This is a genomic window from Actinomadura napierensis, from assembly GCF_039529375.1.
Taxonomy (GTDB): Bacteria; Actinomycetota; Actinomycetes; order Streptosporangiales; family Streptosporangiaceae; genus Spirillospora; species Spirillospora napierensis.
Genome location: NZ_BAAAMR010000082.1, coordinates 19,969 through 43,612, shown reverse-complemented (window position 1 = coordinate 43,612; position 23,644 = coordinate 19,969). Strand labels below are relative to the sequence as shown.

Annotated in this window: 2 protein-coding genes; both read left to right on the top strand. The window is 75.5% G+C overall.

The window, feature by feature from the left end; translation table 11 throughout:
- Positions 1-1,489: AMP-binding protein (locus ABD296_RS35095; protein ID WP_344277452.1), on the top strand; the 1,489-nt coding region annotated here is incomplete at its 5' end.
- Positions 1,486-23,592, top strand: a complete 22,107-nt coding sequence (locus ABD296_RS35090; protein WP_344277449.1) for a non-ribosomal peptide synthase/polyketide synthase — start codon at positions 1,486-1,488, stop codon at positions 23,590-23,592. The genes ABD296_RS35095 and ABD296_RS35090, both read left to right, overlap by 4 nt.
- Positions 23,593-23,644: the final 52 nt, after the last annotated feature.

Genomic DNA, 23,644 nt, shown 5'->3' with positions numbered 1-23,644 from the left:
CGGCCCCGCCGCGCGCGGCCCGGCCGCCGCGCCGTGCGCGCCGGGCCAGCTCGCCGCGGTCATCTACACCTCGGGTTCGACCGGGTCGCCGAAGGGCGTGCTGATCGACCACGCCGCCCTGCTCGCCGTTCACGGCGCCTGGTCCGCCGCGTTCCTGCCCGAGGGCACGCGCCATCGGTGGCTGTCGATGGCCAGCGCCAGCTTCGACGTCTTCACCGGCGATCTGGTGCGGGCGCTCGGCAGCGGCGGGACCCTGGTGCTCGCGGCGTCCCGCCTGCAGGCCTCGGTGGCCGACCTGGCCGACGCGGTGGCCGCGCACGAGGTGAACGCCTTCGAGTCGGCCCCCCGGTTCGTGGACGAGCTGGTCGAGCACGTCGAGCGCACCGGCCGGTCCCTGCCGTCCCTGCGGCTGCTGCTCGTGACCACCGACACCTGGCGCCGCTCCTCGGCCGCACGGGCGCGGAAGGCGTTCGGACCGGCCGTCACACTGCGGACCGCCTTCGGGATCACCGAGGCCACGGTCGACTCCACGTCCAGCGACCTCGCCGCACTCGACGTCGGCGCGGACGGTGCCACCCCGATCGGCGGCCCCCTGGCCGGCACCCGCGTCTACGTCCTGGACCGGCACATGGCCCCGGTGCCGGTCGGCGTCCCTGGCGAGCTGTTCATCGCCGGGGCCGGCCTCGCGCGCGGTTACGCCGGGCGGCCGGATCTGACCGCCGCGCGGTTCCTGCCCGATCCGTTCCGCGGGGACGGCGGGCGGCTGTACCGCAGCGGCGACCGGGTGCGCTGGCTCCCGGACGGCGAGCTGGAGTTCCTCGGCCGGGTCGACCACCAGGTCAAGGTGCGCGGCTTCCGGATCGAGCCCGGCGAGGTCGAGGCGGCCCTCACCGCCCACCCGGCCGTCGCCGCGGCCGCGGTCGCCGCCCGGGGCCGGAACGGTGACGTCCGGCTGGTCGGCTACGTGGTACCCGGCGATGCCGCGCCCCCGCCACCGGCGTCGGAGCTGCGGGCGTTCCTGCGGCGGACGCTCCCGGACCACATGATCCCGGGCGCCTTCGTCGACCTGGCCGCGCTGCCCGTCACGCCCAACGGCAAGGTCGACCGGGCCGCGTTGCCCGCGCCGGACGGAACACGGCCCGACCTCGGCACCGGGTTCGCCGCGCCGCGCACTCCCACCGAGGAGGCCGTCGCCGCGATCTGGGCCCGGGTGCTCGGCGTGGAACGCGTCGGCGTGCACGACGACTTCTTCGACCTGGGCGGCCATTCGCTGCTCGCCACCCGGGTCCTCGCCCGGTTGCACTCCGCCTTCGGGGTGCGGCTCGGCCTGGTCGCCCTGTTCGACCGGCCCACCGTCGCCGCGCTCGGCGAGGCCGTCGAGGAACGGCTGCTGGAGGAGATCGAGCGGATGTCGGACGAAGAGGCGACGCGCGCACTGGACCTGCTCGACCTGCCCGCGGGGACCGACGAGGACGGAGCGACCCGGTGACCATCTCCGCCGAAGACCTGATCAGCGACCTGGAAGGCCGCGGTGTACGGCTGTACCTGAACGACGGCCGGCTCCGGGTCGTCGCCCCGGTCGACGCCCTCACCGACGGCCACAAGCGGGACGTCGCCGACCTCCGCGAGGAGATCATCGGGCTGCTGAAGGGGCGCGCGGGGCCGCCGCCGATCGAGCGGGCGGAGCGCGCCGGGCCGCCGCCGCTGTCGTTCGCGCAGCAGCGCCTGTGGTTCCTGGACCGGCTCGAACCGGGGTCGGCCGAGTACGTCATGCCGCTCGTCCTGCCGCTGCACGGACCGCTGGACGTGCCCGCCCTCACCGCCGCCCTGGAAGCGATCACGGCACGGCACGACGTGCTGCGGACGACCCTGGTCACCGGCGCGGACGGCGTGCCCCACCAGCACGTCGAGCCGCCCGGCCGCCGCCCGGTACTGGAGTTCCGGGACCTGAGCGGGCGGCCGGACGCGGTCGCCGCGACGCGGGAACTCGTCGACGCCGACGAGGTGACCCCGTTCGACCTCGCCGAGGGCCCGCTGCTGCGCGCCCGCCTGATCAAGGTCGGCCCGGACGACCACGTGCTCAGCCTCTGCATGCACCACGCGGTGTCGGACGACTGGTCGATCCAGGTGCTGCGGCACGAGCTGACCGTCCTGTACGAGGCGTTCTCCCGTGGCGAGCCGTCACCGCTGCCGCCGCTCCCGCTGCAGTACGCCGACTTCGCGGTGTGGCAGCGGGAGTGGCTGCGCGGCGCCGTGCTCGACGCCGAGCTGGGCCATTGGCGGCGCACCCTCGTGGGGGCCCAGCCGCTGGAACTGCCCACCGACCGGCCCCGCCCGGCCGTCCGCTCGTCCGACGGCGACGCGGTCGAGTTCGAGGTCTCCGCGGAGGCCGTGTCGCGGCTGCGCGCGTTCGGCCGCTCCTCCGGCGCCACCATGTTCATGACGCTGCTGTCGGCGTTCGCGGTCGTGCTCGGGAAGTTCGCCGGGCAGGACGACGTCGTCGTGGGGACCCCGGTCGCCAACCGCGACCGCGCCGAGCTCGAAGGCCTGATCGGGTGCTTCGTCAACACCCTCGTGCTGCGGCTGGATCTGGCGGGCGACCCGGCGCTGGCCGACGTGGTGGCGCGCGCCCGGACGACCTCGCTGGACGCGTTCGCCCACCAGCACGTGCCGTTCGAGCAGCTCGTCGACGCGCTCGCCGCCGACCGCGACCGGTCCCGCACGCCGCTGTTCCAGGTGCTCTTCAACTACGACCAGATCGATGCCGCGCCGGGCGCGGACGAGGGCGGGCTCCAGGCAGGGGCGGACGGCCCGGCGGTCGGGATCAGCGCGAAGTTCGACCTGACGCTCTTCCTCGTCGAACGGGACCAGGACCTCACCGGCTCCATCGAGTACAGCACCCAGCTGTTCGACCGGGCGACCGTGGAACGGTTCGCCCGTTGCCTGGTGACGGTGCTGGAGCTGCTGGCCGCCGACCCGGCGCTGCCGCTGTCGGAGGTGTCGCTGCTGGACGGTGCCGACCGTGCGCGGACGCTGGGGGAGTGGGCGGGCACCGGCGGTGCCGTCCCCCGCGCGGTGGACCCGCACGCGCTGGCCGCCGCGCCGTCCGAGGTCGCCGCCGTGGTGGCGGCCGACACGACGCTCTCGTACGGGGAACTGCGCGAACGCTCGGGACGGCTCGCGGGGCACCTGCGCGACCTCGGCGTGGGCGCGGAGACCGTCGTGGGTGTGTGCCTTCCCCGGGGCGTGGACGTGGTGGTGACGCTGCTGGCGGTCTGGCAGGCCGGCGGCGCCTACCTGCCGTTGGATCCCGGGCTTCCGGTGGAACGGCTGGCGTTCATGCTGGCCGACAGCGGGGCGTCGGTGGTGGTGGGCACGGTCGACTCGGTCGGCGACCTGCCGGTGGGCCGGGTCCGGCTGGTGACGCTGGACGATCCCGCCACCGTCGCGCTGTCGGCTGCGGCCCGGCCGCCCGCGCCCGAGCCGCTCGATCCCGGCCGCCTGGCGTACGTCATCTACACCTCGGGCTCGACGGGGCGGCCCAAGGGCGTCCAGGTGACGCACGGCGGCCTCGCGGCCTATCTGGACGGCGTGATCGATCGCGTCGGCCTCGGCCCCGGCTCGTACGCGATGGTCCAGTCGGCGGCGACGGACTTCGGCAACACGGTGCTGTTCGGTGCGCTGCGCTCGGGCGGGACCCTGCACCTGATCGACGCCGAAGTGGCGGCCGACCCCGCGGCCCTGCGCGCCTACCTGCTGGCACACCCGATCGACTTCCTGAAGATCGTGCCGTCGCATCTGGCCGCTCTCGCGGCCGGCGGGGAGCTGTCGGAGCTGTTGCCCGCACGCGTGCTCGTCCTGGGTGGGGAAGCGGCCCCGGCGGGTCTGGTGGACGAGGCGCTGGAGGCCGCTGAGTGTGCGGTGGTCAATCACTATGGGCCGACGGAGACGACGGTTGGTGTGGCTACGGCTCGGTTGGAGCCGGGTGGTGGTGTGCCGATCGGGTGTCCGTTGCCGCATGCGCGTTTGTACGTGCTGGATCGGTTCCTGAATCCGGTGCCGGTGGGGGTGGTGGGTGAGCTTCATATCGCCGGTGTGGGGGTGGCGCGTGGTTATCGCGGTCGTCCGGACCTGACGGCGGATCGGTTCGTGCCTGATCGTTTCGTTGGTGACGGTTCGCGGATGTATCGCAGTGGGGATCGGGTGCGGTGGCGGGCGGACGGGCAGTTGGAGTTCTTGGGTCGTGTCGATGACCAGGTGAAGGTGCGCGGCTTCCGGGTCGAGCCCGGCGAGGTGGAGGCGGCACTGACCGCCCTTCCGGGAGTCGCGGCCGCGGTCGTGGTCGCCGATGGCGAGGGCGCGGAGCGTCGCCTCGTCGCCTACCTGGTCCCGGCCGACGAGGGCGAGGGCGTCCCCGGGGCGGGTGAGCTGCGCGCGCAGTTGGCGCGGACCTTGCCCGATCCCCTGGTCCCGGCGGTGTTCGTGGAGTTGGCGTCGCTGCCGCGCACGGCGAACGGGAAGGTCGACCGGAAGGCGCTGCCCGATCCGGATTCGGCACGTGGCGAGGTGGCCGGTTCGCGGGTGGCGCGCACGCCCGTCGAGGAAGTGCTGGCGGGACTGTGGGCTCAGGTCTTGGGCCTGGAGCGTGTCGGGGTCGATGACAACTTCTTCGAGCTGGGTGGGCACTCGCTGCTGGCCACGCAGGTGATTTCTCGAATCCGGGGCGTGCTGGGCGTCGAGGTGCCGTTGTCGGAGTTGTTCGACCATCCGACGGTGGCCGGGCTCGCGGCCGTGGTGGCCGGGGCGTCGCCGGGCGGGTCCGCGCCGCCGATCGTGCCCGTGGACCGGCACGATCGGCGGTTGCCGTTGTCGTTCGCGCAGCAGCGGTTGTGGTTCCTGGACCGGCTCGAACCCGGCTCAGCGGAGTACAACGCCCCGCTGGCCTTGCGGCTCACCGGAACGCTGGACGTCAGGGCCCTCCGCACGGCGCTCGACGAACTGGTCGAACGCCACGAGGTGCTGCGGACGCGCCTGGTCACCGACGACGACGGTGTGCCCCACCAGGTGATCGACCCGCCGGACGCGGTGGATCTGCCTCTGGTCGACCTCACGGGTGAGGCGGACCCGGAGACGGTCGCCTACGACCTGGTCACCGCGGACGCCGAGGCGCCGTTCGACCTGTCGGTGGGGCCGTTGCTGCGGGCTCGGCTGTTCGTGCTGGCTCCTGATGATCATGTGTTGGGTCTGTGTGTGCATCATGTGGTGTCGGATGAGTGGTCGGCGGGTGTGTTGCGGGACGAGCTCTCGGCTCTGTACGAGGCGTTTTCCCGTGGTGAGGCGTCTCCGTTGGCGCCGTTGCCGGTGCAGTACGCCGATTTCGCGGTGTGGCAGCGCGAGTGGTTGCGTGGCGAGGTGCTGGAAGGCCAGCTTGGGTACTGGCGGGATCGGCTCGCCGGGCTGCCGATGCTGGAACTGCCCACCGACCGGCCGCGCCCGGCGGTCCGGTCGTCCCGGGGCGCGGTGGTCGACTTCGACCTGCCCGCCGAGGTCGCCGAGGGCCTGCTGGAGCTCACCCGCGACCGCGGCGCGACGATGTTCATGACGTTGCTGGCCGCGTTCACGGTGCTTCTCGGCCGGTACGCCGATCAGGACGACGTCGTGGTCGGTACGCCGATCGCGGGCCGCAACCGGGCCGAGACCGAGGGCCTGATCGGGTTCTTCGTCAACACGCTGGTGATGCGGACCGACCTGTCGGGCGACCCCACGTTCGGTGAACTGCTGGACCGGGTGCGCCGAGGCGCGCTGGAGGCCTACGTCCACCAGGACCTCCCGTTCGAGCAGCTCGTCGACGCCCTCCAACCCGACCGCGACCGATCCCGCCACCCGCTCTTCCAGGTCATGTTCGGCGTCGACTGGCGGGACGCGCCCGCGCCGCGGCCGGACGGGCTCGCGATCGACCCGGGCCCCGTGGACCGGTCGGTCGCCCAGTTCGACCTGACCGTGACGCTCGGCGGCGACGGCGACCTGCTCGGCGGTGAGATCGAGTACGCGACCGACCTGTTCGACGAGCCCACCGCGCGCGCGATGGCACGCCACCTGGCCGCCGTTCTGACGGCGGTGGCGGCGGCACCCGACCGGCGGCTGTCGGAACTGCCGCTGCTCGCCGCCGGCGAGCGACGCACGATCGTCCACGACTGGAACGCGACCGCGCTTCCGTCGCCCGAGGTGGGCGGCGTGCACGAACTGGTGACCGAGCAGGCCCGGCTGCATCCCGCCGAGACCGCGGTGATCTGCGGAGAGGAGTCGCTCACCTACGCCGAACTGGAGGAGCGCGCCGGCCGCCTGGCGCGGCACCTGCACGACGTCGGCGTCGGGCCCGAGGTCGTCGTGGGACTGTGCCTGCCGCGCGGCATCGACATGGTCGTCTCCCTGCTCGCCGTGCTCAAGGCGGGCGGCGCGTACCTGCCGCTCGACCCCGGCTACCCGGCTGACCGGCTCGGCTTCATGGTGACCGACGGCCGGGCCTCGGTGCTGGTCGGGCACGCGGCGCTCATCGACGACCTGCCCGTGGGCCGGGCCCGCACGGTGGCGCTGGACGACCCGGTCACGACGGCGCTGATCGACGCCGTGCCCGCCGGACCGTTCGCCGTGCCCGCGCATCCGGACCGGCTCGCCTACCTGATCTACACCTCGGGCTCGACCGGGCGCCCGAAGGGCGTCCAGGTCACCCACCGGGGCGCGATCAACCTCGCCGCCGCCCAGCGGGAGGCCTTCGGCGCGGGGCCCGGTGACGCGCTGCTGCAGTTCGCCCCGTTCAGCTTCGACGCCGCGGTCTGGGAAGTCCTGATGGCCTGGACGGCCGGAGCGGCACTGGTCGTGGCGACCTCCGCCGAACGTGCCGATCCCGCGCTGCTGACCGCGCTGATCCAGCGGCGCGGGGTGACGGCGGCGACGGTCCCGCCGTCGCTGCTCGGCGCGCTCGATCCCGGCGGCCTCGGCGGCCTGACGACGCTCGTCACCGCGGGCGAGGAGTTGAGCGCGGACGCCGCCGCCCGCTGGGCGCCCGGCCGCCGGCTCTTCAACGCCTACGGCCCGACCGAGACCACCGTCTGCGCGTCCATGGCCCGCTGCGAACCCGATGCTGCGGGACCGCCGCCGATCGGCGCCCCCATCGGCGGCATGCGGGTGTACGTGCTGGACCGCGCGCTGCGGCCGGTGCCGCCCGGCGTGCCGGGCGAGCTGTACGTGGGCGGGCCGGGCGTGGCGCGCGGCTACGCCCACCGCCCGGCCCTGACCGCCGAACGGTTCGTGTGCGACCCGTTCACCGCGGACGGGACGCGCCTCTACCGGACCGGCGACCGGGTGCGGTGGCGCCGGGACGGGCGGCTGGAGTTCCTGGGCCGGGTGGACGAGCAGGTCAAGGTGCGCGGCTTCCGCGTCGAGCCGGGTGAGATCGAGGCCGCGCTCCGGGCGCATCCCGCCGTGGCGGCGGCCGTGGTGGTCGCCCGCGGTGAAGGGGACGGCCGGCACCTGGTGGCCTATGCGGTGCCCGCGGACCCGGGGGAGGGGCTCCCGGACCTCGGCGAGCTGCGTGACCTGCTCGGCCGTTCCCTCCCCGAGCATCTGATCCCGTCGGTCATCGTCGAGCTGACCGCGCTGCCCCTCACCCCCAGTGGCAAGATCGACCGCGCCGCGCTGCCCGCGGTGGACTCCGCCGCCGGCCGTCCGGCCACCGCCGGGGAACACGTCGCGCCCCGCACCCCGACCGAGGAGATCCTCGCCGGAATCTGGGCGGAACTGCTCGGCCTCGACCGCGTCGGCGTGACGCACGGCTTCTTCGAGCTGGGCGGCCACTCCCTGCTGGCGACCCGGCTGGTCTCGCGGATCCGGAGCGTCTTCGGCGTCGAGGTGCCGCTGGCGTCGCTCTTCGAGCGCACCACCGTGGCCGATCTGGCCCGGATGGCGGACGGCGACGACGAGGGCCCGGCGGCGCCGCTCGTGCCGATGGACCGGCGCGGGCCGCTGCCGTTGTCGTTCGCCCAGCAGCGGCTGTGGTTCCTGCAGCGGCTCGACCCGGAGAGCACCGAGTACAACGTGCCGATCGCGATCCGGTTCGGCGCCGGCCTGGACACCGGCGCGCTGACCGGAGCGTTGGACGCGCTCGTGGCCCGGCACGAGGTGCTGCGCACCAGGCTGGTCGCGGGCGACGACGGCACGCCGCACCAGGTGATCGTCCCGGCGGACGGCGCGCACGTCGCCCGCACCGACCTCGGCGGGGAGCCCGACCCCTGGGAGGCCGCCGAAGCGCTGCTCGCCGAGGACGCGCGGACGCCGTTCGACCTCGCCGCGAGCCCGCCGCTGCGCGCCCGGCTGATCCGGATCGCCGACGGCGAGCACGTGCTGAGCCTTGTGCTGCATCACGTCGCGTGCGACGAATGGTCGGCGGACGTCCTCCGGCGAGAGCTCTCCGTGCTGTACGGGGCGTTCCGCCGCGGCGAGCCGTCGCCACTGCCGCCGTTGCCCGTGCAGTACGCCGACTTCGCCGTATGGCAGCGGGACCGGCTGCGCGGCGACGTGCTCGACGAGCAGCTCGCCTACTGGCAGGACCGGCTCGCGGACGCCGCGCCCCTCGACCTGCCGACCGACCGCCCGCGCCCGGCCGTGCACCAGCCGGACGGCGCCACCGTCGGGTTCCGGGTCCCGGCGGAGACGGCCGACGGGCTGCGCGCGCTGGCCCGCGAGTCCGGCGCGACCCTGTTCATGGCGCTCCTCGGCGCGTTCGCCGCGCTGCTCGGGAGCCACGCCGGCCAGGACGACGTCCTGGTGGGCACACCGGTCGCCAACCGCGACCGGGCCGAGACCGAGGGCCTGATCGGCCTGTTCCTCAACACGCTCGTCCTGCGGACCGACCTGACCGGCGACCCGACCTTCGCCGAGCTGCTCGGCCGCGTCAAGGCGGACGCCGTCGGCGCGTACGCCCACCAGGACCTGCCGTTCGAGCAGCTCGTGGACGCCCTGGCGGTGCCCCGCGACCGGTCCAGGCATCCGCTGTTCCAGGTCGTCTTCGACTTCGCCGCGGGCGGCACGGGCCCGGAGGCGGGCGCGGATCTGGCGGGGGCCGATCTCGGACTGCCGCCGGTGGCCGCCAAGTTCGACCTGCGCCTGGTCGTGGAGGAGAACGCGGCGGACCTGACCGGAGTACTGGAGTTCGGCACGGCCCTGTTCGACGAGCCGACCGTCCGGCGGATGGCCGACCGGTTCACCGCGCTGCTGGACGCGGCCGCCCGCGAACCCGCGCGCCACCTGTCCGAGCTGCTCCGGCCGGACGCCGCCGAACGCCGCCGCCTCACCGTGGACCGGAACGGCACCGCGCGCGAGCTGCCCTCGGCCGGGGGCGTGCACGAGCTGATCGCCCGGCACGCCGCGGACCGCCCGGACGCCGTCGCCGTGGAGGCGGGCGGCGCCGTCCTGACCTACGCCGACCTGGACGCGCGCGCCAACCGCCTCGCCCATCACCTGCGCGCGGCGGGCGCCGGGCCCGAGACCGTGATCGGGCTCGGCCTGCGGCCCGGCGCGGACCTGGTGGTCGCGCTCCTGGCCGTGTGGAAGGCGGGCGCCGCCTACCTTCCGCTGGACCCCGGGCTGCCCGTCGAACGGCTCCGGTACATGCTGGCCGACAGCCGCGTCCAGCTGCTGCTCGGCGACACCGCGACGCTGGAGGACCTCCCCGCCGGGCGCGCCCTGCCGATCGCGGTCGGCGACCCGGCGATCGGCCGCCGGCCCGGCACCCCTCCCGCGCTGACGACCCACCGCGGGCAGCTCGCGTACGTGATCTACACGTCCGGCTCGACCGGCCGGCCGAAGGCCGTCCAGGTGCCGCACGGCGGCCTGCTCAACTACCTGTGCTGGGCCGTGCACGCGTACGGGCTCGGCGCGGGGACACGGGTGCCGTGGCACTCGTCGCTGGCCTTCGACCTGTCGGTGACCAGCGTGCTCGGTCCGCTCGTCGCGGGCGGCGGCGTGGTGGTCCCGGCCGAACACGGCGGGCCCGGCGGGCTGGCCGGGCTGCTGCGCGCCGACGGCGGGTTCGGCCTGGTGAAGCTGACCCCCGGGCACCTGGCGCTGCTCGGCGAGCAACTCGACGCGGAACGGGCGGCCGGGGCCGCGGCGCGGCTGGTCGTCGGGGGCGAGGCGCTGCCCGGCGGGACCGTCGCGGCCTGGCTGGAGCGCGCACCCGGCACGGTGGTGGTGAACGAGTACGGCCCGACCGAGACGGTCGTCGGATGCTGCGCGGCCGAGATCCGCGCGGGCGACGAGGTCGGCGCCGCGGTGCCGATCGGCCGCCCGGTCGCCAACACCCGGCTCTACGTCGTGGACCGGTTCCTGAACCCGGTGCCGGACGGCGTGCCCGGCGAGCTGCTCGTCGGCGGCGCCGGCGTCGCCCGCGGGTACGGCGGCCGCCCCGGCCTCACCGCCGAACGGTTCGTGCCCGATCCGTTCGCCGCCGACGGATCGCGGGTCTACCGGACCGGCGACCGGGCCCGATGGAACGCCGACGGGGACCTGGAGTACCTGGGCCGCACGGACGACCAGCTGAAGGTGCGCGGTTTCCGGATCGAGCCCGGCGAGATCGAGGCCGCGCTGACCGCGCTGCCCGAGGTGGCGGCCGCCGCGGTGACCGCCGCCGGGGAGGCCGCCGACCGGCGGCTCGTCGCCTACGCGGTGCCCGCCGACCCCGGCGAGGGCCTGCCCGGGACGGGCGCGCTGCGGTCGGCGCTGGCGCGGTCGCTGCCCGACTACATGATCCCGGCCACCTACGTCGAGCTCGCGGAACTGCCGCTGACCCCCGGCGGCAAGGCCGACCGCGCCGCGCTGCCGTCGCCCGCCGCCGCACGGGAGCGGGCCGGGGAGCCCGCGGCGCCGCGCACCCCCGCCGAGGAGGCGCTGGCGGCGATCTGGGCCGAGGTGCTCGGGCTGGACCGGGTCGGCGTCGACGAGGGGTTCTTCGAGCTGGGCGGCCATTCATTGCTGGCGATCCAGGTCGCCTCCCGCATCAGGGCCGTGTTCGGCGCCGAGGTGCCGATCGGCCTGGTCTTCGACCATCCCACCGTCGCCGCGCTCGCCGCCGTCCTGGACGCCGCCCCGCCCCGGCCCGCGCTGCCGCCGCTCGTGCCGGCGGGCCGCGACGAGCCGCTCCCGCTGTCGTTCGGGCAGCAGCGCCTGTGGTTCCTGCAGAGGCTCGACCCCGGCTCGGCCGAGTACAACGTCCCCCTGACCCTGCGGTTCACCGGCCCGCTGGACACCGGCGCGTTGCGGGCCGCGCTCGGCGCGCTGGTGGAACGGCACGAGCCGCTGCGGACCCGGCTGGTCGAGGACGCCGACGGCGCCGCCCGGCAGGTGATCGACCCGCCCGGCGGCTTCGCGCTCGACGTGCTGGACCTCGGCGCCGAGAGCGACCCGCTCGAACGCGCCCGCGAGCTCGCCGAGGCGGACGCGGGCACCCCGTTCGACCTCGCCGCCGCCGCGCCGTTCCGCGGCAGGCTGCTGCGCCTCGGCGAGGCCGACAACGTCCTCTGCCTCGTCCTGCACCACGTCGTCTCGGACGAGTGGTCCGCCGGGATCCTGCTGCGCGAGCTGCGGCTGCTGTACGAGGCCTGCACGCGCGGCGAGCCGTCGCCGCTGCCCCCCTTGCCCGTGCAGTTCGCGGACTACGCGCTCTGGCAGCGCGAACGGCTCCGCGACGGCGTCCTGGAGGACCAGCTCGCGTACTGGCGCGGCCGGCTGTCCGGCGCGCCCGTCCTGGAGCTGCCCACCGACCGCCCGCGTCCGGCCGTCGCCTCCACCGCGGGCGCGCTGGCCGAGTTCGAGGTCCCCGCGCCGGTGGCCGCCGGTCTGCGGGACGTCGCGAAGGCCGCGGGCGCCTCCATGTTCATGACGACGCTCGCCGCGTTCGCCGTGGTCCTCGGCCGGTTCGCGGGCCAGGACGACGTCGTCGTCGGCGCGCCCGCCGCCGGCCGGCCCCTCGCGGAGACCGAGGGCCTGGTCGGGTTCTTCGTCAACACCCTGGTCCTGCGCACCGACCTGTCGGACGACCCGGAGTTCCGCGAGCTGGTCGGCCGGGTCCGCCGCACCGCGCTGGACGCCCAGGCCCACCAGGACGTGCCGTTCGAGCAGCTGGTCGAGGCCCTGCGGCCGCGCCGGGACCGGTCGCGCACGCCGCTGTTCCAGGTCTTCTTCGACTACGCCGTCGCCGCCGCCCGGGAGGGCACCGGCGAGGCGGGCGAGCTGCGGGTCGGTGAGCTGGAGGTCGCGGGCGGGCAGGCCAAGTTCGAACTCGCCCTCGCCCTCTCGGAGGGGGACCCGGACGGCGGGTTGCGCGGGTCGATCGAGTACCGCACCGATCTCTTCGCCCCGGCGACGATCCGGCGGTTCGCCGAGCATCTGACGGCGCTGCTCACGGCCGTCGCCGCCGATCCCGGCCGCCGGCTGTCCCGGTTGCCGTCGCTGCCCCCCGGCGAACGGCGGCTGGTCATGGAGACCTGGAACGGCACCGGCCGGCCGCTGCCCGCGTCCGGCGTCCACGAGCTCGTGGCGGCGCGGGCCGCCGAACGGCCCGGGGACCCGGCGGTCGTGTTCGGCGACCGGTCGCTGAGCTACGGCGACCTCGACCGGCGGGCCGACCGGCTGGCGCACCATCTGCGGGCGCTCGGGGTCGGCCCGGACGTGGTGGTCGGCGTCTGCCCGGAGCGCGGGCCCGACATGGTGGTGGCACTGCTGGCGGTGTGGAAGGCGGGCGGCGCGTACCTGCCCCTCGACCCGGACCAGCCGCCGGAACGGCTCGCGTTCATGCTCACCGACAGCCGCGCCGCGCTCCTGGTCGGTCACCGGGCGGGCCTGGAGCGGCTGCGGTCGGCCACGCCGTCGGTGCCGTGCCGCGTCGTCGCACTCGACGGACCGGCCACGGCCGCCGCGATGGCGGCGCGCCAGGCCGGGCCGCCCCCGGACCGCACCCACCCGGACCGGCTCGCGTACGTCGTCTACACGTCCGGATCGACCGGCCGCCCGAAGGGGGTCTGGCTCACCCACCGCGGGCTGGCCAACGTGATCGCCTGGCGGCAGCGCGCCTTCGGCCTGCGGCCCGGCGACCGCGTGCTGCAGCGCACGCCACTCGGGGCCGACGTCGCGAGCGGCGAGATCTTCTGGCCGCTGGCGGCGGGCGCCCAGGTCGTCGTGGCGGCCGGGAACCTGGCGGACGTCGACCACCTGGCCGAGACCGTCCGGGCGGAGGGCATCGGCGTCCTGGAGGTCGTCCCGGCACTGCTGCACCACCTGGTGCGGCACCCGGCGTTCATCTCGGCCACCGCGCTGCGCCTGGTGATCAGCGGCGGCGAGGCCCTGCCCGCCGACGACGTGGCGCTCCTGCACATCGCCCACCGGATGGTCGTCGTCGAGAACATCTACGGCCCGACCGAGGCGTCGATCGACGTCGCCTCGTTCTGGTGCCACCGCCCGGTCCGGGCGCAGGGCCACCTCCCGATCGGGCGGCCGGTCGACAATACCCGGCTGTACGTGCTCGACCGCGCGCTGAACCCGGTGCCCATCGGGGTCGTCGGCGACCTGCTCGTCGCGGGCGCCGGCCTCGCCCGCGGCTACGCGGGCCGCCCGGATCTCACCGCCGAGCGGTTCGTCGCCGACCCGTTCGCGGGCCGCGGCTCGCGCATGTACCGCACGGGCGACCGGGTGCGGTGGCGGGCGGACGGCCAGCTGGAGTTCGTCGGACGCGACGACGACCAGGTCAAGGTGCGCGGGTTCCGGGTCGAGCCGGGCGAGGTCGAGGCGGCGCTGCGGGCCCACCCCGGCGTCGCGGCGGCGGCGGTCACGGCCTTCGGCGAGGGCGGCGACAGGCGCCTCGCCGCCTTCCTCGTCCCGGCGGGCCCGGACTCGCCGGGGGCGGACGAGCTGAGGGAGTTCCTGGCGCCGCGGCTCCCCGGCCACCTCGTCCCGGCCGTGTTCGCCGAGCTCGCCGGACTGCCGCTGGCCCCGAGCGGGAAGGTCGACCGGACGGCGCTGCCCGACCCGATGGGCGTCCACCGCGACACGGGCGCCTCCCACGTCCCGCCCCGCACCCGGACCGAGGAGCTGCTGGCGGGCATCTGGGCCGAGGTGCTGGGCGTGCCGCGCGTCGGCGCGGCCGACGACTTCTTCAAGCTGGGCGGGCATTCCCTGCTGGCGACCCGCGTCGCCTCCCGGTGCCGGACGACGTTCGGCATCGAGCTGCCGCTCGCCGCGGTCTTCGAGCATCCGGCCCTGGCCGGCCTGGCCGAGGCGGTCGACTCCGCGGTCCGCGCCGTCGCCGCGCCGCCGGTGCTGCCCCGGGAGCGCGCGGACGACCCGCCGCCGCTGTCGTTCGGGCAGCAGCGGCTGTGGTTCCTGGACCAGCTCGAACCGGGATCGCCGGAGTACAACATCCCGATCGCGCTCCGGCTGACCGGCCCCCTCGACGCCCCCGCCCTGAGCGCCGCGCTGGACACCGTCGTCGAGCGGCACGAGGTGCTGCGGACCCGGCTGGTCGCCGGTGCGGACGGCGTCCCGCGCCAGGTGGTGGCCGCGCCGGGCGGGTTCGGCCTGGAGGCGGCCGACCTGACCGCGGAGCAGGACCCGCTCCGTGCCGCCGAGGCGCTGGCCGCGGCTGACGCCACCACCCCGTTCGACATGGCGGCGGGGCCCCTGTTCCGCGGGCGCCTGCTCCGGCTCGGCCCCGGCGACCACGCGCTGGTGATCTGCCTGCACCACGTGGTGGCCGACGAGTGGTCGGCCGAGATCCTGCACCGCGAACTGGCCGTACTGTACGAGGCGTATCGCCGCCGTGAGCCGTCCCCGCTGCCTCCGTTGCCGGTGCAGTACGCGGACTTCGCCGTCTGGCAGCGCGAATGGCTGCGCGGTGACGTCCTGGAGGGGCAGCTTGACTACTGGCGGGACCGGCTCGCGGACGCGGCCGTGCTCGAGCTCCCGACCGACCGCCCCCGTCCCGCCGTGCGCTCGGCCGCCGGGGACGTGGTCAGGTTCGCCGTGCCCGAGCCGGTGGCCGAGCGGCTGCGCGCCATGGCCCAGGACGCCGGAGCGACGATGTTCATGGTGCTCCTGGCGGCGTACCAGACCGTGCTCGGCCGCTTCTCGGGCCAGGACGACATCGTGGTCGGCACCCCGATCGCGGGCCGCAACCGCGCCGAGACCGAGGGGCTCATCGGCTGCTTCGTCAACACGCTCGTGATGCGCGGCGACCTGTCCGGCGACCCCACGTTCGCCGAGCTCGTGGGGCGGGTTCGGCGCACGGCGCTGGGCGCCTACGCCCACCAGGACGTGCCGTTCGAGCGACTGGTCGAAGCGCTGCGGCCGGAGCGGGACCGTTCGCGGCATCCGCTCTTCCAGGTGCTCTTCAACTACGAGGCGGCCGCCGCGGGCGCGGGCTCGGGACGGGAGAGCGAGCTGGACACGGCACCGCTCGGCCCGCCCGGCGCCACGTTCGCCAAGTTCGACCTCCGGCTGATCCTGGCCGAGGAGGACGGCCTGGTCGGTGCGGTGGAGTTCAGCACCGACCTGTTCGACCGGTCCATCGCCGAACGGCTCGTCCGCCAGCTCAAGGTGCTCCTCGGCGCCGTCGCCGAGGACCCGCACCGGCCGCTGTCGGAGCTTCCGGCGCTCGACGGGCGGGAACGGCGGCGCGTCGTCACCGAGTGGAACGACACCGCCCGGCCGGTGCCCGCGGGCGCCGTGCACGAGCTGGTGTCGGCCGTCGCCGCGCGTGCCCCGGCCGCGATCGCCGTGGTGAGCGGCGGCGAGACGGTCTCCTACGGCGAGTTGGAGACGCGGGCCAACAGGCTCGCCCACCATCTGCGGAGTGTCGGCGTGGGGCGCGAGACGGTCGTCGGCCTCTGCCTGCCGCCCGGCGCCGGCCTGGTCGTCGCCGTGCTGGCGGTATGGAAGGCCGGCGGCGCCCACCTGCAGCTCGACCGGGACCTCCCCGCCGAGCGGCTCGCCCATGCCCTGTCCGACAGCCGCGCCGCGGTCGTCGTCGGCACCGCCGACGGCCTCGGCGACCTGCCCGTGGGACGGGCGCGCACGGTGGAGCTGGACGACCCGGCGACCGCCGCCCTCATCGGCCTCGCGCCGGCCGGCCCGCCCGGCGTCGCCGTGGACCCGCGCGGTCTCGCCTACGTCATGTACACCTCGGGCTCCACCGGACGGCCGAAGGGCGTGCTGGTCACCCACGGCGGCCTGGCCGCGTACGTCCACGGCGTGGCCTCGCGGACGGGCCTGGAAGGCCCCGGACGCGCCTACGCGCTGCTGCAGTCGGCCGCGACGGACTTCGGGAACACGACCGTCCTCTGCTGCCTGACGCTGGGCGGCACCCTGCACGTCCTGGACGCCGGGCAGGCGGTCGAGCCCGCCGCCGTCCGCGCCTACCTGCGCGAGCACGCGATCGACTACCTCAAGATCGTGCCCTCGCACCTGGCGGCGCTCGCCAACGGCTCCGAGGACGGTCTCCCGGGCGTCCTCCCCGGGACGCTGCTGATGCTCGGCGGTGAGGCTGCGCCCGAGGAGTGGCTGCGCGAGCTGGTCGAGGCGGCCGGCGACCGGACGGTGATCAACCACTACGGGCCGACCGAGACCACCGTCGGCGTCGCGGCCACCGCGCTCGGCGGGACGGTGGCCGGCGTGCCGATCGGGCGCCCCCTGCCCAACGCGCGCCTGTACGTGCTGGACCGGCACCTGGCCCCCGCGCCGGTCGGCACCCCGGGCGAGCTCTACATCGGCGGCGCCGGGGTGGCCCGCGGGTACGGCGGCCGGCCGGACCTGACGGCGGCGGCGTTCGTGCCCGACCCGTTCGCGGCGGACGGCTCGCGGCTGTACCGCAGCGGAGACCGCGCACGGTGGCGGCCGGACGGGCGGTTGGACTTCCTGGGCCGCGTCGACCACCAGCTCAAGGTGCGCGGCTTCCGGATCGAGCCCGGCGAGGTCGAGGCGGCGTTGCGCGCGCATCCGCGGATCGCGCTCGCGGTCGTCGCCGCGCACGGCGAGGCGGACGGCAGGCGGCTGGTGGCCTACGTGGTGCCCGCCGACCCGGCGGGCGGCGTGCCCGCTCCCGAGGAGCTGCGCGCCGCGCTGCGCGCAACCCTGCCCGAGCACCTGGTCCCCGCCGTGTTCGTCGAGCTGACCGCGCTGCCGATGCTGCCGAACGGCAAGATCGACCGCAGGTCGCTGCCCGAGCCCGACGGCGCCCGCCCGGACCTGGCCGGGGAGTTCAGCGCCCCGGCCACTCCGATGGAGGAGCTCCTGGCCGCGCTCTGGTCCGACGTGCTGGGCCTGGACCGCGTCGGCACCGGCGACGACTTCTTCGAGCTGGGCGGCCACTCGCTGCTGGCCACCCAGGTGGTGTCCCGGATCCGGGCCGCGGCGGGCGTCGAGGTGCCGCTGTCCCTGCTGTTCGAGCACCCGACCGTGCGCCGGCTCGCCGCCGCCCTCGCCTCGTCCGCGCCCCGGCTCGCGGTGCCGCCCATCGAACCGGTCGGCCGGGAGGCGCCGCTGCCGCCGTCCTTCGGGCAGCAGCGGCTGTGGTTCCTGGACCGGCTCGACCCCGGCTCGCCGGAGTACAACATCCCGGTCGCGCTGCGGTTGGCCGGCTCCCTGGACGTCGATGCCCTGCGCGCCGCGTTCGGCGCCCTCGTGGAGCGGCACGAGGTGCTGCGCACCCGGCTGGTCGAGGAGGACGGCGTCCCCTGGCAGGTCGTGGACCCGCCCTCGGAGGCCGGCGCCGGTCTGGAGCTGGTCGATCTCACGGCAAGGGGCGGTGATCCGGAGATCCTGGCCGGGGAACTGCTGGCCGCCGACGCCGACGCGCCGTTCGACCTGGCGGCCGGGCCGCTGGTGCGCGGGCGCGTGCTGCGGCTCGGCCCCGACGATCACGTCCTGAGCCTGTGCCTGCACCACGTGGTGTCGGACGAGTGGTCGGCGGGCGTGCTGCGCCGCGAGCTGTGGGAGCTGTACGGCGCGTTCCGGCGCGGCGAACCGTCGCCGTTGCCGCCCCTGCCGGTGCAGTACGCCGACTTCGCGGTGTGGCAGCGCGACCGGCTTCACGGCGAGGTGCTGGACGGGCAGCTCGCCTACTGGCGGGGACGCCTGGCGGGGGTGCCGGTGCTGGACCTTCCGACCGATCGGCCCCGCCCGGTGGTCCGCACCGGGGCGGGCGCGGTCGTCGGCTTCGAGATCCCCGGGGCGACGGCCGAGGGCCTGCGGGAGGTGGCCCGGCGGACGGGCTCGACGATGTCCATGACGCTGCTCGCCGCGTTCGGTGCTCTGCTCGGCCGGTACGCGGGCCAGGACGACCTGGCCGTCGGCACGCCGATCGCAGGGCGGAGCAGGGCGGAGACGGAGGGCCTCGCCGGGTTCTTCGTCAACACGCTCGTCCTGCGCGCCGACCTGAGCGGCGACCCCACGTTCACCGAGCTGGTCGGCCGGACCCGCACCGCCGCGCTCGGCGCCTACGCCCACCAGGACCTGCCGTTCGAGCAGCTCGTCGACGCGCTGCAGCCGGAGCGGCACCGGTCCCGCCACCCGCTCTTCCAGGTGATGTTCGACTACAGCCAGGGGAGTGGTGATGACAGGGACGCCGGACAGGACCTGGGCGGGCTGGACGTCTGGGATCTCGATCTGCCCCACTCCACCGCCAAGTTCGACCTCGAGATGGCGCTGGGCGAGGACGGCGGCGGGCGGCTGGGCGGATCGGTCGAGTACAGCACCGAGCTGTTCGACGAGGCGACGGTCCGCCGGCTGATCGACCACTTCCTGCTGCTGCTGGCGGCCGTGGCGGACGACCCCGGCACGCGCCCCGCGGCCGTCGCGCTGACGGGTGCGGTACCGGTGGAGGGAGCCCGCGAGCTGGTCTTGGACGCCTGCCTGAACCCCGTCCCGGCGGGCGTGACGGGCGAGCTGTTCGTCCGCGGCGCGGACGCCGCCCAGTGGGAGCACGACCATCCGGGTGCGGTGGCCGGGCTGCTGGTTCCCGACCCGTTCGCGGCGGACGGGTCGCGTCTGTACCGCACCGGCGAACGGGCCCGGTGGCGCCGGGACAGGCGCCTGGAGATCCTCGGCCGGGTGCCGGTGCCGGGTGCCCCGTCGCCGGACGGCGGAGACGGAACGGACGGGACGGGGCGGCGGCTCGTCGCGTACGTCGTGCCGGCCGACGGGGCCGCGGGTGCGCCGCCCGCCGCCGAGCTCCGTGCGTTCCTCCGGACCGTCCTGCCCCGGCAGCTGGTCCCGGCGGACTTCGTGGAGCTGGACGGGCTGCCGCTCACCCCCAACGGGAAGATCGACCGGTCGGCGCTGCCCGCGCCGTCGCCGCGCGCGCGGTTCACCGAGCCGCGCACGCCGACCGAGGAGATCATCGCCGGCGTCTGGGCCGAGGTGCTCGGCCTGGAGCGGGTGGGCGCGACGACGGACTTCTTCTCGCTCGGCGGGCACTCCCTCCTCGCCATCCGGATCATGGCCCGGGTGCGCGCCGCGTTCGGCGTCGAGATGCCGCTGGCCGCGCTGTTCGACCATCCGTCGGTGGCCGGGCTGGCCGGCGCCGTGGACGCGGCCCGGAGCGGGGCGGGCGCGGAGCCGGGGGACGGGACCGCGCCGTCGCTCGCGCCGGTGGAACGGGAAGGGCCGCTGCCGCTGTCGTTCGGGCAGCAGCGGTTGTGGTTCCTGGACCGGCTCGAACCCGGCACTTCCGAATACAACATCCCGATCGTCGTGCGCCTGCGGGGCGACCTCGACGTGCGGGCCCTGCGCGGTGCGCTCGGGGTCGTGACGGGGCGGCACGAGGCGCTGCGCACCCGGCTCGTCGCCGCCGACGACGGCACGCCCCACCAGGTGATCGACCCGCCGGCCGAGATCGACCTGCCGGTCGCGGACGCCGAGCCGGAACGGGCCGGCGACTTGGTGGCCGGCGACGTGCTGTCCCCGATCGACCTCGCCGCCGGACCCCTGTTCCGGGCGCGGCTGCTGCGGCTCGGCGCGGACGACCACGTGCTGAGCATGGTCGTGCACCACGCGGTGTTCGACGAATGGTCGGCCGGAGTGCTGCAACGCGAACTCTGGACGGCCTACGAGGCGATCAGGCTCGGCCGGACCGCGGACCTGCCGCCGTTGCCCGTGCAGTACGCCGACTACGCCGTCTGGCAACGCGAGCGGCTCCGGGGAGAAGTGCTGGACGGGCAGCTCGCGTACTGGCGCGACCGGCTCGCCGGGGCGCCGGTACTGGAGCTGCCGACCGACCGGCCGCGCCCCGCGGTCCGCTCGGCCGCGGGCGGGGTCGTGGAGTTCGAGGTCGGGAACGGGGTCGCGGCCGGCCTGCGCGCGCTGGCCGGGGACTCGGGCGCGACCATGTTCATGACCCTGCTGTCGGCGTTCGCCGTCCTGCTCGCGCGGTACGCGGACCAGGACGACGTCGTGGTCGGCACGCCCGTCGCCAACCGGGGCCGGGCCGAGACCGAGGACCTGATCGGCTTCTTCCTCAACACGCTGGCGCTGCGCGCCGACCTGTCGGGCGACCCGACGTTCGCCGAGGTGGTGGGGCGGGTGCGCCGGACCGCGCTGGAGGCCTACGCGCACCAGGACCTGCCGTTCGAGCAGCTCGTCGAGGCCCTGCGGCCGGAGCGGAACCGTTCGCGGCATCCGCTCTTCCAGGTGCTGTTCGACTATGACGCCGGGCGGCCGGACGCGGGCGGCGGCGACGGGCCCGCCGGGCTCGGCGCCGCACCGATGGAGCCGCCGGTGGTGCGGGCCAAGTTCGACCTGCGGCTGATCGTGGCCGACGACGGTGACCGGTTCGACGGAGCGCTGGAGTTCAGCGCCGACCTCTTCGACGAGGGCACCGCCGCGCGGATGGCCCGCCACCTGACCGGCCTGCTGGCCGCCGTCGCCGCGGACCCGGACCGGCGCCTGTCGGAGCTGTCCCCGCTCGGCGCCGCCGAACGGCACCGGCTGCTGACCGGGTTCAACGACACCGCGAGCCCCGTGCCCGCCGTGGGCGGCGCGCATGAGCTGATCGCCGGAAGGCCGGACGCCGCGTGCGTCGTGCAGGGCGGGACGGCCCTCACCTTCGCGGAGCTGGAGGCGCGGGCCGCCCGGCTCGCGCATCATCTGCGGCGGCTGGGCGTCGGCCCCGAGACCGTGGTGGGCGTCTGCCTGCCGCGCGGTCCGGACCTCGTGGCGGCGCTGCTGGCGGTGTGGAAGGCGGGCGGCGCGTACCTGCCGCTCGACCCCGACCACCCGGCCCAGCGGCTCGGCCACCTGCTCGCCGACAGCCGGGCCCGGGCCGTCATCGGGGTCTCGGCGACGCTGGACGACCTGCCCGTCGGCCGGGTCGGCGTGGTGAACCTGGACGACCCGGTCACGCGGGCCTTCCTCGACGCCGCGCCGCCGGAGGCCCCGGCCGTGGAGACCTCGCCCGACCAGCTCGCCTACGTCATCTACACGTCCGGTTCCACGGGCCTTCCGAAGGGCGTCCAGGTGACGCATCGCGGCCTGGTCAACTATCTCGCCTGGGCGCGCGACGCCTACGGGGTCGAGCCCGGCGGGCGGGGCGCCCCGGTGCACTCGTCGGCCGCGTTCGACCTCACCGTCACGAGCCTGTTCGTGCCGCTCGCCGCCGGAGCGCCGGTGACGATGACCGACGACCTCGCCGCCCTGCTGCGCGCGGACGGCGGCGGCTTCGCGCTGATGAAGCTGACCCCCGGCCATCTGGGCCTGCTGGACGACCTCCTCCACGACGAGGCCGTGGCCGGTGCGGCGCGCATGCTGGTCGTCGGCGGCGAGGCGCTCCCGGCGGCCACCGTCACCGGCTGGCTGGAGCGCGCGAAGGACGCGGTGGTGGTGAACGAGTACGGGCCGACCGAGACCGTCGTCGGATGCTGCGTGGAGGAGATCCGGGCCGGCGACGACCTGGGGCCGGGCGTGCCGATCGGGCGGCCCATCGCCAACACGCGGCTGTACGTGGTCGACCGGTTCATGCACCCCGTGCCGGTCGGGGTCGCCGGAGAACTCCTCGTCGCCGGCGCCGGCGTCGCCCGCGGGTACGGCGGCCGCGCCGACCTCACCGCCGAACGGTTCGTCGCCGACCCGTTCGCCGGTGACGGCACGCGGCTCTACCGGACCGGGGACCGCGCCCGGTGGCGCGCGGACGGCCGCCTGGAGTTCCTCGGACGGCTCGACGAGCAGGTGAAGGTGCGCGGATTCCGCGTCGAGCCGGGCGAGGTCGAGGCGGCGCTCCGCGCCCAGCCCGCCGTCGAGGCGGCGGCCGTCGTGGTCCGGGACGACCGCCTCGTCGGCTACGTCGTCGGAAAGGCCGACCGGGACGCGCTCGCCTCCGTGCTGCCGGACCACCTCGTTCCGTCGTTGCTGGCCGAGGTGGACGCGCTGCCGCTGACCGCCAACGGCAAGGTGGACCGTGCGGCCCTTCCCTCGCCCGAGGGCGTGCAGAACCCGGTGGCGGGCGATGCCGTCGAGCCCCGTACCCCCGAGGAGGAGATGGTCGCCGGGCTGTGGGCGGAGATCCTGGGACTGGACCGGGTCGGGATCCACGACGGCTTCTTCGACCTGGGCGGCCATTCGCTGCTCGTCGCCCAGGCGGTGGCCGGGCTCCGGGCTCTCGGCGCCGAGGTGGGCGTCGACGAGTTCTTCGACCACCCCACGGTCGCCGGAATCGCCGCGCGGCTGCGCCGCCGCGACCCTGCCGGGGCCTCGTGCGTCGTGGAACTCGGGGACGGGCCGCCGCCCGCGCTGTTCGTCGTCCACACGGGCCTGGGCGGTGTCACCGAGTTCACCGAACTCGCCCGGGCCCTCGACCGCCGCGTCCTCGGCCTCCAGGCGCGGGGCCTGGTGGACGACCGGACGCCGCTGGAGACCGTCGAGGAGATGGCCGCCGTCTACCTCGCCGACGTGCGCGCCGCGCAGCCGGCGGGGCCCTACTTCTTCGCGGGCTGGTCGATGGGCTGTTACGTCGCGGTGGAGATGGCGCGCCAGGCCGGGGAGGCGGGCCTGGAGGTCGCCGGGGTCTTCATGGCGGGGCCGCCCAACAACGACCCCGGCCGTCCGCGCAGGCGCCCGATCGACCGTCCGACCCGGAGGCTGCTCGACCGCATCGACCGGGCTCTGCGCGACGGGACCCCGCTCGAACCGGCCTACCGGAAGCGGCTGCTCGACGTGTGGGACGTCGACGACCGCGGGCACGAGGGTCTCCGGGTGGGCGACCCGCAGGTGCTGCGCACCGGCCGGATCGGCGTCATCAACCATCACGCGGCCCGCCATTACTCCGACACCGTCATGCGCGGCGGAGAACCCTATGGCGGCAGGGTCGTCCTGTACCTGCCCGAGGGCGACCCGAAGGCGTTGAACGACGCGGTGCTCGCCCAGTGGCGGCCGGCGCTGGCCTCCGAGCCGGAGATCGTCTGGGTGCCCGGCGAGCACAAGACCGTGATCCACGGGCTCGGGGCCAACGCCATAGCGGCCCACCTGAGCGGCGAGGCACAGATGGGCGGTCGGGCGTAAGGAAGGAGGGCCGGCCACCCGTCCGGGTGGCCGTCCCTCCTCAGGCGCCCGC